We start from the raw sequence: 15,137 nt of genomic DNA, 5'->3' as shown, positions 1-15,137 counted from the left end.
ATCAGCTGTTTTTTAACGACCTCGAGCGGAAATTAAGTCCAACGCGTGAAAGATTAATACCTAATCTTTGAAGCAAGTTAGCTGCATACTCATTACGAAGTTGGGCAATTACTTGAACATCATAATTTTTCGAGATAATTTCTCCCTGAACATCACTTAAACGAGAAATTGGAATATTGCCATTGCCGTTTACAAATTTACCATTATTCAAGGCAAACATTTGTTCCCATAAGGGCGAAGCCATTGGATTAGCATCGGGACAGTATGAAAAACTTCTAATTTCACCATCAATATTAATAAACAAATTAATATTATCTTGGATCTTATCAAGAGCAGTTGTTAATCCAATCCGATTGAGCTGGACAGCAATAAATGGAATTCTTTCGCCAAGTTTTCCTCGCCATCCTCCATTTTTTTGACCAGGAATCAAATCGCACGCTGGAGAAAGACAAATCCAAATTTCTTGAATAACCGGCGAATCTTCAGTGTCCAAAACAAAAATATGCCCGGGCCGTAGATGAGAAAAATCTACTGGTTTGGTACTATTGTACAAATTAATGTGAGCAAGTATCGTTTCAGACTCGTTATAAACGTCATTACAATATCTCTTTAGAACGATCTCTCGTCCTTGTTGTTGTATGTTTTCAACGAGCCGTACAGCAAATTCCTCAACATCGGTACGAAGCTGATCACCTAATGCTTCCCAATGCCGATCTACAGTATTTTTAATTACCGTGGTCTTGTTGCCTACATGATCATTAAAAATTTCGGAAAGCCACCCTGCTTGCATATATTTATTATTCAGCACACCAGCCTCGGCAATAACGCCACGCTCATCAATTAGTGAACGCATACGTGCCATAATCAATTGATGCGGCGGCGGACTAAAGCTTGCCAATGCGTCAGCCAATTTTCCTTCAAGCTCATGGGCTTTGATACTCTTATCAACAACAGTAACAAATAAGCTATTTGTTTTTATCCAATTTACATCATTTTGAAAAGAGCTACATGTGTTTCCAAAGTCGACTTTCGACATTGCCGAATTAAAGCGTCGATGTATATTCTCAAAAATCCAAGATATAACCTCTCTCAAATTTAATTTTTTTCCATACTCACTACTGCGCAATATTTCCTGTACTCCAGCGCGACCGGGCGACGCTAAGAACGTGCCGGGCTTAGATCTCTCAAGAATATAATCCGCATGAGATATCATGCTCAAAAGTCTTTCAGAAATTCCATCTTCAGTATCTTCCCACTCGGCAATTTGATCATTAACTTTCTTAAAAACTTCACTAGAAATTAAACAAGTGTCATTGAATGTTAAGGCAGTTGCTATCTCTAAGAATACCCTCTGAATATCCCCAGAATATCCTTTTGTGTACACGATGACCAAATTAAAATGTGGATTAGCAGCCAAATGACGCAATATTCTTATAGACTTCTCTCCGCTGCCGTCATCTCCAAGCAAATGATAGTCTAATATCATTAAATCGCTATGATGCAGATGTTTTGCAATATTAATCTCGCCAGCCACATCGATTTCTCGGCCATCATGCACATCTACAAGCCAAGGCCTAGAGCGTCCTCTGCAAAAAGAGAGAATATCTTTTACTGCTTCAGCGTCGCGTGGATTTCCTGCCCAAGCGTTGGTTTTATCCAACGCCCCCTCAATTAAAGCATCGAGTGTCGGAAATTCATCGTCTACAACAACAACACTTCTAATTGGTCCTAAGTAGACTTCAGATACCAACTCAGAATACTGAGCATTGAAATCAGATAGCGCCGGATAATTCATAATAGATCCCGCTTCACTCATTTGCCGCTCCAGTAAACTTGATCGAGAAATTAGCTCCAGACATCAATTGTCTATTGCTATCTGTTATATAGGAAATTGTATGTCCTCCAGCAGCCAAGTTAGCGCGGCAAAGATATAAACCAACTCCACGTCCTCCTCGAACTTTTCTAGTAAAAAACAAAGAGAACAAATGAGATACATCTTCAGGTTCCACCCCTGGGCCATTATCAGAAATAACTACTTCACCATCGGTGAAATCCAAGGTTATACAACGATCACTCTCACGCGACTGGCTGACCCAGTAGATTGAATTATTAAGCAGGTTAACGAATACCGGTAAGATCCTCGAAGGCATCTCATATATCCTAAATTCTAGAAACGCCTGCGTCGCTTGAAAATTAATATGATTTGCCTCAATCGATTTTGATAAGAAAGAATATGCATAGTCATAAATTTCCTGGCCTTTCAACCAATCATATCGTTTCTCTCCTGACAATTTTAATGGAGATAAAAATCTTAATCGATCTGAAAGTGCTTCATGCGCGCTGGTCACAGCCTTGTAAGCTGCTGTCTCTTTTACACTTTGCGGCATTTCTCTCAATCCGCGCGAAATCGACATGTCAAAACCTTCAATTTCATGCCCCACTATTTCTACTGTGATTCCCAATTGAGCTAGCGAATTGAGTCGCATGATTTGATCGCGGGAGTCTTCCGATTCGGCGACTATTACATTTACGAGATTCTCTAGATCTATATTCTCTTCCAAACTTCGGAGAATCGATATATAAGACTCAAAGAATTCATAATTTTCTTTACTCTCTCTCTCTTTTTCAATCTCCAGTTGACTCAAAACTTGGCTAATAGAAAGTCTTGAATTCTCGAGATCGTCTAAAAGTGGTAGAGTAGCAGCATGATATTTTTTGTTTCTGTCTTCCACAGATTGGGTTAGCCTAGCCAATTCAGAGGCTAGAATAGATTTTGCTTCAACGTTCCAACGCCGAAGTTTATTTTGAATAAAAGCTGCGTTGCGGCTCAACTCTGAATAAGCAATTTCACGTTGCGATTGAGGTTTGGCTTTCAGTAAGGCTGACGACAGAGACTCGGTTAGTTGCACTAAGAGTTCATTAGTATAGGAATATGATGTCCGAAACATCTTATAATCGGCTTCTAGTACCCCTAAGTTTGCTGGAGGAGTACCTAGGGACATCTCTGAGCGACGAATTTTTAATTCACCAAGCCGATCTAGAACCTTAAGTAGTTGAACCTCATCGATAGGAAGCTCGTTAGCACGGGCGCTTTCCGCAATCTCTTCAAGTTCCGTACGTAACGCTAAGATTGGCTCGAGATATTTTTTTAGATTTTGCCTGAATTCACGTTTTTTTCTAGCTTTTAGTTTTTTTTGTGCACCGTCAGCTCGTTCTTTCTCTCTTATCGCCGTTACGTCAGGCAAAAGTTCCCGGCGTACCGCAGAATCCGTTCCGAAGTACCGGCGTGCAGTTGTCATTAAGATATTTTCAACTAGATCACGAAAGACTTTAGCTGCTTTATTATCGATGATACCTTCCCGTCCAGCTTTATCTTTTAGGTTTGGATTTCGTTCACGAGTTAAAGCCACACGGCCAAATATTCGACGATACGACCAAAACTCACGGCCAGCATGTAAATTACGTCGTTTTTCGATCTCAAAAAAGTCGTTATCTTCGCGACCATAAGGCATCACTCGAAGACCATTTCTATACACCATAAATCCTGCATACTTTGAGGCCTGCTCTAGCAAACGAGAGTGAACCTCAGGAGCATGCGACGAATTTAGCGGGGTCTGCTCAAAAGTCCCAAGTCTTAATTGGAAAGCACCAACCTTTGTATCGATTCGATTTGGTACTGCGGATTTTGGAATTACAACTACATCACCATCAAGCCATTTTCCAAAAGCTTTAACACGACCTTTAAAAACGCCAGATTCATCTACAACTCCGTCTAGTAAATGCTCCAAATCTTCTAAATTTCTATACCCAAAGCTGCGATCCTGCGAAATTATTGGCCTACTTAACATTCCCTCCCAAGCTACTACTGAATATTTAAAATCAGCAGAAGCGAAGTCTTGGCTAACCTCATCAGGTTGGACAAACGGATCAGTGAAATTCGATAGCGTTTGGAACAGCCGGTTTGTAGCTTGACTAGCCGCTTGATTGTCAGCAGCATCAGTTCGGTTGTTTAGATGCACTTCCAAATCAAAAACGATATCGCCGATTAAAAGTGCAGTACCACTTTGTTTTTTCTCGTTCCAAACAGGCCACTGCTCAAAGTGGCGTTCAGTGAATGCTGTCTCGATAATAACCTTCTCGATTGATTTTCTTACACTTTCACGTCCATCCTGACTGTTCACTAAATCGAATCGTGACCAAGCGTCTATAATTCGAATATCCCGCTCTGTTTCTTTTCCTGACCCCCAGACATTCCCCATTAACCGATCAAACATTTCTGGTAGAAGTGAGAAAAGCTCTTTTTTCTCTCCAAATTCTACGACAGGTATTTCTATGTCGTGTAGATACAAGAAAGGATTTTCAAAAAGTCTCCAATCGATAAGAGCAGCTACAAACGGGCTAGATTCTCGTTTCGAAATCAGTAAAAGTAATGGTCCCAGTGCCGCAGCAGATAGCCGACCAATTCCTTTTTGACCTTGTCTCGACCGCTTAGCTAGTCCATTCCTATCCTCCTCACGTACTGCAGTGCCGGTTGCTTTCGACTCCGTTCCCACCACTAACCATTTTTCGATAAAGTCAATTTTGGACATACCATGACCATCGTCGATCAATGACGCTATAGGAATAGAACCATCATAAAGATGCAATCCCACTTCTCTCGCATAAGCATCGTAAGAGTTTTTCCATAGTTCCGAAATCGCAGTAGGACAGTCTGCGATTTGTTCCCGACCCAAATGGTCAATTGTGCGCGCACGGGTCTGAAAAGCAACAGCGTCTAACATTTTTTCCTCGTTTTATGAATTGGTTTTTCGCCCAGCCAAGCCCGATCTTATTTCATTCAGCAAGACCTCACCCAACTTTACAGGAACTGCATTACCAATTTGTTCGCCCGCAGCCATCAATCCGCCTTTGAATACGTACCATTCTGGAAATGTCTGAAAGCGTGCTGCATGTCGCACAGTTATCCCATGATTTTTAACTGGGTGAACAAAACGTCCTTTAGAAGGATTTATACATGCTGTAGTCATGGTAGGACCTGGCACCGAGGGATCAATTCGTCCATATACATCTTTATGTCCGTTATGGTCCGAATGACAGGCGAGAAGACGATTTGACTGATGACGACTCCCACCATTTTGAGGAGTAGACTTAAAAACATCAATCAATGCTTGTGAATGATTCATGTGAACAGCATTCTCGTCATCTACCGCTAGCGCTAGGTCGAAAACATCTTTTGCCGTTTCCCAAGGTAGGAGTGATGGGTCGCTTGACGCTGTAGCATGCGTTGCAGCAGGAGGCCAAGAGATGTTTAGTTCGATATCTCTGCGAACCCCCAAAATAAAAACACGTTTCCGACGCTGAGGAACTCCGTAGTCTCTAGCATCAATTGTTACTGGAGGAAAAACGTCATATCCGGAATTTCTACCCTGCTGATAGAACGCATCGATGAATGAACGATGCCTGTTCCACAAAATCCCTGGCACATTTTCCATTAAAAATACTTTTGGTCGTAAGGTTTTTACGAACTCGAAGTATCGCAAAATTAGTTCATTGCGTGGATCACCTACACCTCTATCATTTATGCGGTGCACCGAGAAACCTTGACAGGGGGGGCCACCAAGAACAATATCACATTCGTTTCCATCCGAAAAATGTGTTTCGGCAATTTCATTAGGATCTATATTTAGTATGTCCCTCTCATAGAGACACGTTTCGCCCTTGGTTATCAGATTTGCACGATACGTGCTGCAGGCGTGCTTCTTCATTTCGACCGCAACAACTACTTCGATTTTTGCGTTTCGTGCGGCGAGCGAAAAGCCGCCCGCCCCAGCGAATAAGTCAATGCATCTCAACCTCGCACGCTCAGGGTCAACTTTACTTTTATCGCTCATAATGCATTTATATTCTCGGTTACTACGATTTAAACCGGGCTTACAGAAAATTTTTCATTTTGACAATAATCGGAAAAACCAATTTTTGCACATTAATTGAAGTTTAAGAGCAACTTCATCTAAATGTCTATATGCGTGATGGATGATGCAAAAAAGGCAGCCCGCAGGCTGCCTTTCTTGTTGCCGAGCTTGTACTAAGCTCAACGGCCTTTCGAACGCAGACGCTGAATTGCCGCCAACTGCGCAATTGCCGCGGCCATTTCGGCCTGGGCTTTTGCGTAGTCGATCTTCGACTCTTGATTGAGCATCAGGTCTTCAGCCTGCTTCTTCGCGGACGTTGCCTTCGCTTCGTCCAGGTCGGCGCCGCGGATTGCGGTGTCGGCCAGCACGGTCACGCCGTTCGGCTGCACTTCGAGGATACCGCCGGCGACGAAGACGAACTCTTCACCACCACCGGCAACCTGGATGCGCACGGCGCCCGGGCGGATGCGCGTGATCAACGGGGTGTGCTTCGGGTAGATACCCAGCTCACCCGCTTCACCCGGCAACGCGACGAATTCGGCCTGGCCGGAGAAGATCTGCTCTTCGGCCGAGACGACGTCGACTTGAAATGTGTTTGCCATGTGTGTCTTTCAGTGGAAGAAAGCGACTTAACCAGCAGCCAGTTTCTTGGCTTTCTCGATAGCTTCCTCGATCGTGCCGACCATGTAGAACGCTTGCTCCGGCAGGTGATCCAGTTCGCCCGATGCGATCATCTTGAAGCCCTTGATCGTGTCTTTCAGCGAAACGTACTTGCCCGGCGCGCCGGTGAACACTTCAGCGACGTGGAATGGCTGCGACAGGAAACGCTGCATTTTACGCGCGCGTGCCACGACCAGTTTGTCTTCCGGTGCCAGCTCGTCCATGCCCAGAATCGCGATGATGTCACGCAGTTCCTTGTAGCGCTGCAGGGTGTTCTGCACAGCGCGCGCGGTGGCGTAGTGCTCTTCACCGACGACGAGCGGGTCCAGCTGGCGCGAAGTCGAATCGAGTGGGTCGACTGCAGGGTAGATACCCAGCGAGGCGATGTCACGCGACAGAACGACGGTCGAATCCAGGTGAGCAAAGGTGGTTGCAGGCGACGGGTCGGTCAAGTCATCCGCAGGGACGTAGACGGCCTGAATCGACGTGATCGAACCGGTCTTGGTCGAGGTAATGCGCTCTTGCAGACGGCCCATCTCTTCGGCCAGCGTCGGCTGGTAGCCCACTGCCGATGGCATACGGCCCAGCAGTGCCGAGACTTCGGTACCGGCCAGGGTGTAACGGTAGATGTTGTCGACGAAGAACAGAACGTCCTTGCCTTCGTCACGGAACGCTTCCGCCATGGTCAGACCGGTCAGCGCGACGCGCAGACGGTTGCCTGGTGGTTCGTTCATCTGACCGTAGACCATTGCCACTTTCGAGTTGGCAGGGTTTTCCAGGTCGACGACCTTGGCATCGGCCATCTCGTGGTAGAAGTCGTTACCTTCACGGGTACGCTCACCCACGCCGGCGAACACGGACAGACCCGAGTGTGCCTTGGCGATGTTGTTGATCAGTTCCATCATGTTGACGGTCTTGCCGACGCCGGCGCCGCCGAACAGGCCGACTTTACCGCCTTTGGCGAACGGGCAGACCAGATCGATCACCTTGATGCCGGTTTCCAGCAGGTCGGTCGATGGCGACAGTTCGTCGTAGGCTGGCGCGTCACGGTGGATCGACGCCATGCGCTCGTGGCTGACCGGACCGCATTCGTCGATCGGGTTGCCCAGCACGTCCATGATACGGCCCAGGGTCGGGGTGCCGACCGGGACCATGATTGGCTTGCCGGTGTTCTGGATCATCATGCCACGGCGCATGCCGTCCGAGCTGCCCAGAGCAATGGTACGGACCACGCCGTCGCCCAGCTGTTGCTGGACTTCCAGGGTCAGATCCGAGCCTTCCATTTTCAGTGCGTCGTACACTTTCGGCATGGCATTACGTGGGAATTCCACGTCAACCACTGCGCCGATACACTGAACGATTTTGCCATCAGCCATGTTCGTTCCTTCAGATATTTAGTTAAATTCTTTTTTGCTTTGATCGGTCGGGGACAGCGTAGCGGGCCTAACCCGCTTGACGCCATCCCCACGGGCGGCGCTGTTAGACTGCTGCTGCGCCCGACACGATCTCGGAGAGTTCTTTGGTAATCGCCGCCTGGCGGGTCTTGTTGTAGACCAGCTTGAGGTCGCTGATGACACTGCCGGCGTTATCGCTCGCGGCCTTCATTGCGACCATGCGTGCCGATTGCTCGGACGCCAGGTTTTCTGCCACTGCCTGGTAGACCAGCGCTTCCACGTAACGCACCAGCAGTTCGTCGATGACGACCTGTGCTTCCGGTTCGTAGATGTAGTCCCAGCTGGTGGCGCCTGCATCGGCTTTCAGCGAATTGGCTGACAGCGGAAGCAGTTGCTCGACCACGGTTTCCTGTTTCATCGTGTTGATGAACTTGGTGTAGCACAGGTAGACAGCATCGAGCTTGCCTTCCTGGTACGCGTCCAGCATCACTTTGACCGGTCCGATCAGCTTGTCCAGTTGCGGTGCATCGCCCAGCTGCGTGGCTTGCGACACCAGCTTCATGCCGACACGGTTCAGGAAGCTCAGGCCCTTGTTGCCAATGGCAACTGCCTCAACGCGGTTGCCCGCCTGTTCCTGTTCGCGCGCCTTGACGGTTACCTGGCGCAGGATATTGGTGTTCATGCCGCCGCACAGACCCTTGTCGGTCGTGACGACGATGAAACCAACTGCCTTTGCCTGCACGTCCTTGGCTTGCGCCATGAATGCGTGCGTGTACTCCGGGTTTGCAGTGGCCAGATTGGCGGTGATGTTACGAACCTTGTCACTGTAGGGACGGGCGGCGCGCATACGTTCCTGCGCCTTGCGCATTTTCGATGCGGCGACCATTTCCATCGCCTTGGTGATCTTCTTCGTATTCTCTACGCTCTTGATCTTGCCACGAATCTCTTTGCCTGCTGCCATGAGTCCTTACTCCTTCCAGGCACCGGCATCGCCTTGGGGCGATGCCGGCCCACAGATTAATATGCGCCGGATTTCTTAAAATCAGCAACGGCCGCGGCCAGTGCTGCTTCGCCGTCTTTGTCCAGTTGCTTGGTTTCGTCGATCTTCGCCAGCAGCGCTGCATGGCCCGACTTCAGGAAGGCGTGCAGGCCGTGCTCGAATGGCAGCACTTTCTTGACTTCGATATCGTCCAGGTAGCCCTTGTTAACGGCGAACAGCGATGCGGCCATCAGCGAGGTCGACAGTGGCGAGAACTGTGGCTGCTTGAGCAGTTCGGTCACGCGCGCACCGCGGTCCAGCTGCTTGCGGGTCGATTCGTCCAGATCCGATGCAAACTGCGCGAACGCAGCCAGTTCACGGTACTGGGCCAGGTCGGTACGGATACCGCCGGACAGGTTCTTGATGACTTTGGTCTGAGCAGCACCACCGACGCGCGACACCGAGATACCGGCGTTGATCGCAGGACGGACACCGGCGTTGAACAGCGACGTTTCCAGGAAGATCTGGCCGTCAGTAATCGAGATCACGTTGGTCGGCACGAATGCCGAGACGTCGCCAGCTTGCGTTTCGATGATCGGCAGTGCGGTCAGCGAACCGGTCTTGCCGGTCACGGCGCCGTTGGTGAACTTCGACACGTAGTCGGCGTTCACGCGTGCTGCGCGCTCGAGCAGGCGGCTGTGGAGGTAGAACACGTCGCCTGGGTACGCTTCGCGGCCTGGTGGACGGCGCAGCAGCAGCGAGATCTGGCGGTAGGCAACTGCCTGCTTCGACAGATCGTCGTATACGATCAGTGCGTCTTCGCCGCGGTCGCGGAAGTATTCGCCCATCGCGCAGCCCGAGTAGGCCGAGATGTATTGCATGGCGGCCGATTCCGACGCCGATGCAGCAACAACGATGGTGTACTCCATCGCGCCGTGCGTTTCCAGCGAGCGCACGATGTTCTTGATGGTCGATGCTTTCTGACCGATCGCGACGTACACGCAGGTCACGCCCTGACCTTTTTGGTTGATGATCGCGTCGACTGCAACAGCCGATTTACCGGTCTGGCGGTCACCAATGATCAGCTCACGCTGGCCACGGCCGATCGGCACCATGGCGTCGATCGATTTGATACCGGTCTGCATTGGCTGCGAAACCGATTCACGGGCGATAACGCCTGGCGCGATCTTTTCAATTGGCGAGGTCAGCTTGGCATTGACAGGACCTTTGCCGTCGATCGGCTGGCCCAGTGCATTGACAACGCGGCCGCACAGTTCAGGACCGATCGGCACTTCCAGAATACGGCCGGTGGTCTTGACGATGTCGCCTTCCGAGATGTGCTCGTAAGCACCCAGGATGACCGAGCCGACCGAGTCGCGCTCGAGGTTCATGGCCAGGCCGAAGGTGTTGCCTGGGAATTCCAGCATCTCGCCCTGCATCACGTCCGACAGACCATGGATGCGGCAGATACCGTCGGCGACCGAGATCACCGTGCCTTGATTGCGAACGTCAGCCGAACTTTCGAGGCCCTGGATCCGGCTCTTGATCAGTTCGCTGATTTCAGATGGGTTAAGTTGCATGCTTGCTAACTCCAATTATAGTTTCTTGATGCGTAGGGCAAGGGCGAGTCGCCGGCGGTGCGATGTTGTTAGTTGGCCAGCGCAACGTGCATCCGTTGCAGCTTGGCACGAACCGAGGTATCGAGCACTTCGTCACCGACGACCACGCGCACACCACCGATCAGCGATGGATCCACTGTTACCGTTGGGTTGAGCTTGCGGCCAAATTTCTTTTCCAGCGTGGCGACCAGCTGCGCCAGCTGGTCGGCCGAGATCTCGAACGCGCTATGGATCATCGCATCGGCAGCGCCCTCGTTCGCGTTTTTCAGGAGCGCAAACTGGGTGCTGATCTCGGGCAGCAGGTTGATGCGGCCATTCTGGGCCAGCATCGCGATAAAGTTCTTCGCTTCAGCATTCAGCGGCGACTTGACCAGGGACGCAATCGTGTCCGCCAGTTGTGCGTGCGTGACGATCGGGTTGCTGGCGAAGGTCTGCACGTCGGCACTGGCGCCAATCTGGCCCAGTTCCGACGCGATGGCCGAGTACGTGTTCATGTCGCCGGTTTGGGCGACACGGAACAGCGCTTCGGCGTAGGGGCGGGCGACGGTTGCGAGTTCTGCCATGATCAGAGCTCGGTCGACAGTTGCGACAGCAGGTCGGCGTGGGCCGCTGCGTTCACTTCACGCTTCAGGATCTGCTCGGCGCCGGCGACCGCAAGGGCGGCAACCTGGCCACGCAGTGCTTCGCGTGCGCTGTTGACTTGCTGCTCGGCGTCAGCCTTGGCGGCGGCAACGATACGCGCGCCTTCGTCGGCGGCAGTACGCTTGGCTTCTTCGATAATCACAGCAGCGCGCTTTTCAGCGTCGTTGATGCGTTTCTGGACTTCGTCACGGGCGCCAGCCAGTTCGGTCTGGACACGCTTTTCAGCAGCAGCCAGATCGGCCTTGCCACGGTCTGCAGCAGCCAGGCCACTTGCAATCTTCGCGGCGCGCTCATCGAGCGCCTTCATCAGTGGCGGCCACACGAATTTCATCGTGAACATCGCCAGGATAAAGAAGACCACGAACTGGACAAACAACGTTGAGTTGATGTTCACGGTTTTTTCCTTCTTACAGAAACACGGATGCCGAACCAGAACTGGTTCGGCCCTTCAAGACAGCGAGAAGCGCGTCTTAGACTGGAACGAACGGGTTAGCGAACGCGAACAGCATGGCGATACCAACACCGATCAGGAATGCAGCGTCGATCAGACCAGCCAGCAGGAACATCTTGGTCTGCAGGGTGTTCATCAGTTCTGGCTGACGTGCGCTGGCTTCCAGGTACTTACCGCCCATGATTGCGATACCGATACAAGCACCGATAGCGCCCAGGCCGATGATCAAACCGCAAGCCAGTGCAACAAAAGAAAGGTCAGTCATGTGTAACTCCAAAAGTTAAATTGAAAACTAGATTAAAAACTACAACTTCTTTACAACCACTATCTGTTTCGATGCTTGCGGCGCCGATCAGTGGCCTTCGTGGGCCTGACCGAGGTATACCAGCGTCAGCATCATGAAGATGAATGCCTGCAGGAATACGATCAGGATGTGGAAGATCGCCCAGATGGAACCAGCAATGATGTGGCCAACGACACCGAATGCGGTAGCCGATGCACCCAGCAGTGCGATCAAGAGGAACAGCAGCTCACCGGCAAACATGTTGCCGAACAGTCGCATACCGAGCGACACCATTTTTGCTGCGTATTCGATGATATTCAGAAGCAGGTTGAACGGCGCCATCCAGATGCCGAACGGTGCTGCCAGCAGTTCGTGGATCCAGCCGCCAAAGCCCTTGATCTTGATGCCGTAGTAGATCATCAGGACCAGCACGCCCAGCGAGATACCGATGGTGCCGTTGATGTCGGCGGTCGGGACCACACGGTGGTACGGGAACAGATGCTCGACGCCCAGGGCGGCAAATGCCGACGAGAACATGTCAACTGGCAGGAAGTCCAGGCAGTTCATCAGGGCGACCCAGACGAACACGGTCAGTGCGGCTGGCGCGATGAAGCTGCGGTCGCCGTGCACGATCGACTTGGCTTGATCGTCGACCATTTCAAACAGCATCTCGACGGCAGCCTGGAAACGGCCCGGCACGCCGGCGGTGGCCTTGCGCGCAGCGCTCCACAGGATCAGCGAACCGACGATGCCCATGGCCACCGACCAGAACACGGTGTCCAGGTTGATCACGGAAAAGTCGACCGGGCCATTTTGATGGCCAGTCGACAGGTGGCCGAGGTGGTGCCGGATATATTCTGATGCGGTGGGCGCGTGGGCTGCGCCGTCTACGGTTGGAGTCGCCATGTCATTGCCTAAATAATAAGAATATGTAACTTTTCAGCGCCACGATGATCCCGGCGACCAATGCCAGCCAGTTCAGATCGCGGTACAGCCACGCCGTCGCGCCCAGGAGCGCCAGCGTCAATGCAATCTTTATAAATTCCCATATGAAAAATGTCGCAGGGTTCGCCGTGCCACTTGCTGATGCGGCAAACAGGCGCACTGCCATGATTCCGTTGGGCACGACGCAACTCAAACCGCCAAGTACCGCAGAAAACGCCGCAGGCCATCCCCCCAGTAATCCGGCGATGACGCCGACGAGAACTGTTGCAATCAACTGCAGGGAAACGATGCGCAGCATATTTTTATAGGTCTTCGCGCTGGCGCAGTGGACGTGCTACGTGGTGGTAATTACATGAATCGCCGGAATTATAAGTGGTTATACGGATGTGAGTCAAACGATTCCCTACTTATAACTGCTCTGTAAAGATGACGAAAATGTGACACGTTGCTGGTGGATAGGGCATTATTTTCAACAACTTAACGCCAGATGGTGTAGGCAGTGGGTGTCACATTGCAGGGTAGTCCGGTCACCGCCTACCCTGCTTGCAGCCGGCTGCCGGTCAGCCGCGCAGGCGTGCCAGCACGCCGTCGAGGATGTCAAGGTCGGCGAAATCGATGATCATCTGGCCCCTGCCCTTCGGGCCCATCTTGAACACGACCGGGGTCGCGAGCTTGTCCGACAGCTCTTCTTCGAGCCGCACGATGTCGCCCGACTTGTCTTTCGCACGGGCGGCTTGCGCCGGTGCGTTGTGTTCGTCAAGGGCGCGCGTGACGAGTTTTTCCGTTTCGCGCACCGACAGGCGCTTGGCGATCACCTGGTTGGCCAGCGTGATCTGGTGCGCGCTGTCGACCGCCAGCAAGGCACGGGCGTGCCCCATGTCGATGTCGCCGGCCATCAGCATCGTCTGCACCGGTTGCGCGAGGTTGATCAGGCGCAGCAGGTTCGAGACAGCGCTGCGCGAGCGCCCCACGGCGCCGGCCGCCTGTTCGTGCGTGAAATTGAAATCCGAAATCAGGCGGTTGATGCCCTGCGCTTCTTCAAGCGGGTTCAGGTCTTCGCGCTGGATGTTCTCGATCAGCGCCATCGCTGCCGCAGCCTGGTCGTCAACGTCGCGCACCAGCACCGGGATTTCGTCCAGGCCCGCCATCTGCGCCGCGCGGAAGCGCCGTTCACCGGCGATGATCTCGTACGGCGTCGTGCTGCCCGGCGGTAACGGGCGCACCAGCACCGGTTGCATGATGCCCTGCGTCTTGATCGATGCGGCCAGCTCCGACAGGCTCACTTCGTCCATGCGCGTACGGGGCTGGTACTTGCCGGCCTGGATCTGGGTCACAGCGAGCACGGACGGCGTGTTCGGCACGGCCGGTGCGGCGTCCAGGTCGCCGCCGAGCAGGGCGTCGAGGCCGCGGCCCAGTCCCTTGAGTTTTTTGGTTGCCATCTCTTTGTCAGCTTTGTGATTGATTACATGCTCTTGATGCGCTCGACCATCTCAGCGCCGAAGGCGATATACGCCTGCGCGCCTTTCGAGGACGGATCGAACGTCACGCCGGGTATGCCGTACGACGGCGCCTCGGCCAGCCGCACATTGCGCGGGATGATCGTCTTGAAGACCTTGTCGCCGAAATGCTGCTCGAGCTGGCCCGAGACCTGCTGCGACAGCGTCATGCGCGGATCGAACATGACGCGCAGCAGACCGATGATCTTCAGGTCGGTGTTCAGGTTGGCGTGCACCTTCTTGATCGTGTTGACCAGATCGGACAAACCTTCGAGCGCATAGTATTCACACTGCATCGGGATGATGACGCCATCGGCGGCGCACAGACCGTTCAATGTCAGCAGCGACAGCGCAGGCGGACAGTCGACCAGGATGAAGTCATAGTCATCGGCCACTGCGGCCAGTGCTTCCTTCAGGCGCCGCTCGCGGTTCTCGAGCGCGACCATCTCGACTTCGGCGCCGGCCAGCTCTCGGTTGGCAGGCAGCACATCGAAGCGCCCTGCTTCCGAGCGCACGCGCGCCGTGGCCACATCGGACTCGCCCAGCAGCACCTGGTAGATCGACGCGGTCAGCTCGGCCTTGTTGATGCCGGCGCCCATCGTGGCATTGCCCTGCGGGTCGAGGTCGACCAGCAGCACGCGCTGGTCCAGTTTGGCCAGGCCTGCGGACAGGTTGACGCTGGTGGTGGTCTTGCCTACTCCACCCTTCTGGTTCGCAACGCAAAAAATCTTCGCCATCTTTTCCTTTCCTGGATGC

Annotated in this window: 14 protein-coding genes; all 14 read right to left on the bottom strand. The window is 52.4% G+C overall.

The window, feature by feature from the left end; genetic code table 11:
* Nucleotide 1: 1 nt before the first annotated feature.
* The 14 genes from ACZ0AJ_RS19935 to ACZ0AJ_RS19870 all read right to left on the bottom strand — a co-directional run bounded on the left by ACZ0AJ_RS19935 (nt 2) and on the right by ACZ0AJ_RS19870 (nt 15,118).
* Nucleotides 2-1,816 (bottom strand): response regulator receiver domain, encoded by a 1,815-nt coding sequence (locus ACZ0AJ_RS19935; protein ID WP_499456144.1) that lies wholly within the window; start codon nt 1,814-1,816, stop codon nt 2-4.
* Nucleotides 1,809-4,781 (bottom strand): ATP-binding protein, encoded by a 2,973-nt coding sequence (locus ACZ0AJ_RS19930; RefSeq protein ID WP_499456143.1) that lies wholly within the window; start codon nt 4,779-4,781, stop codon nt 1,809-1,811. Before ACZ0AJ_RS19930 ends, ACZ0AJ_RS19935 begins: the two co-directional genes overlap by 8 nt.
* Before the next feature lie 12 nt (nt 4,782-4,793).
* Nucleotides 4,794-5,891, bottom strand: coding sequence for a DNA cytosine methyltransferase (locus tag ACZ0AJ_RS19925; protein WP_499456141.1), 1,098 nt, complete (start codon nt 5,889-5,891; stop codon nt 4,794-4,796).
* Nucleotides 5,892-6,091: 200 nt separating this feature from the next.
* On the bottom strand, nt 6,092-6,514 hold the full coding sequence (locus ACZ0AJ_RS19920; protein ID WP_183554845.1) for a F0F1 ATP synthase subunit epsilon: 423 nt from the start codon (nt 6,512-6,514) through the stop codon (nt 6,092-6,094).
* A gap of 27 nt (nt 6,515-6,541) precedes the next feature.
* Entirely contained in the window at nt 6,542-7,948 is a 1,407-nt protein-coding gene (gene atpD, locus ACZ0AJ_RS19915; protein ID WP_183554847.1) for a F0F1 ATP synthase subunit beta, read from the bottom strand.
* Between the two features lie 103 nt (nt 7,949-8,051).
* Nucleotides 8,052-8,927, bottom strand: coding sequence for a F0F1 ATP synthase subunit gamma (gene atpG / locus ACZ0AJ_RS19910; RefSeq protein ID WP_183554849.1), 876 nt, complete (start codon nt 8,925-8,927; stop codon nt 8,052-8,054).
* Between the two features lie 56 nt (nt 8,928-8,983).
* Nucleotides 8,984-10,525 (bottom strand): F0F1 ATP synthase subunit alpha, encoded by a 1,542-nt coding sequence (atpA, locus tag ACZ0AJ_RS19905; RefSeq protein WP_183554851.1) that lies wholly within the window; start codon nt 10,523-10,525, stop codon nt 8,984-8,986.
* Nucleotides 10,526-10,593: 68 nt separating this feature from the next.
* A complete protein-coding gene (locus ACZ0AJ_RS19900; RefSeq protein WP_183554853.1) occupies nt 10,594-11,127 on the bottom strand; it encodes a F0F1 ATP synthase subunit delta in 534 nt (177 codons plus the stop codon).
* Nucleotides 11,128-11,129: 2 nt separating this feature from the next.
* Nucleotides 11,130-11,600, bottom strand: a complete 471-nt coding sequence (locus ACZ0AJ_RS19895; RefSeq protein ID WP_183554855.1) for a F0F1 ATP synthase subunit B — start codon at nt 11,598-11,600, stop codon at nt 11,130-11,132.
* 76 nt (nt 11,601-11,676) lie between these two features.
* Complete coding sequence (atpE, locus tag ACZ0AJ_RS19890; protein WP_183554857.1) at nt 11,677-11,922, bottom strand: F0F1 ATP synthase subunit C; 246 nt, start codon at nt 11,920-11,922, stop codon at nt 11,677-11,679.
* A gap of 87 nt (nt 11,923-12,009) precedes the next feature.
* On the bottom strand, nt 12,010-12,846 hold the full coding sequence (gene atpB / locus ACZ0AJ_RS19885) for a F0F1 ATP synthase subunit A (RefSeq protein ID WP_499456140.1): 837 nt from the start codon (nt 12,844-12,846) through the stop codon (nt 12,010-12,012).
* A 1-nt stretch (nt 12,847) separates the two neighbouring features.
* Complete coding sequence (locus ACZ0AJ_RS19880; RefSeq protein WP_183554861.1) at nt 12,848-13,183, bottom strand: ATP synthase subunit I; 336 nt, start codon at nt 13,181-13,183, stop codon at nt 12,848-12,850.
* 262 nt (nt 13,184-13,445) lie between these two features.
* Complete coding sequence (locus tag ACZ0AJ_RS19875; protein WP_499456139.1) at nt 13,446-14,324, bottom strand: ParB/RepB/Spo0J family partition protein; 879 nt, start codon at nt 14,322-14,324, stop codon at nt 13,446-13,448.
* A 23-nt stretch (nt 14,325-14,347) separates the two neighbouring features.
* The gene (locus ACZ0AJ_RS19870; RefSeq protein WP_499456138.1) at nt 14,348-15,118 is read right to left on the bottom strand and encodes a ParA family protein; all 771 of its coding nucleotides are present in this window, start codon (nt 15,116-15,118) and stop codon (nt 14,348-14,350) included.
* Between the last annotated feature and the right edge of the window lie 19 nt (nt 15,119-15,137).

The sequence above is a fragment of the Telluria sp. AC161 genome, from assembly GCF_979258535.1.
This window is presented reverse-complemented; position numbering and strand designations above follow the sequence as displayed.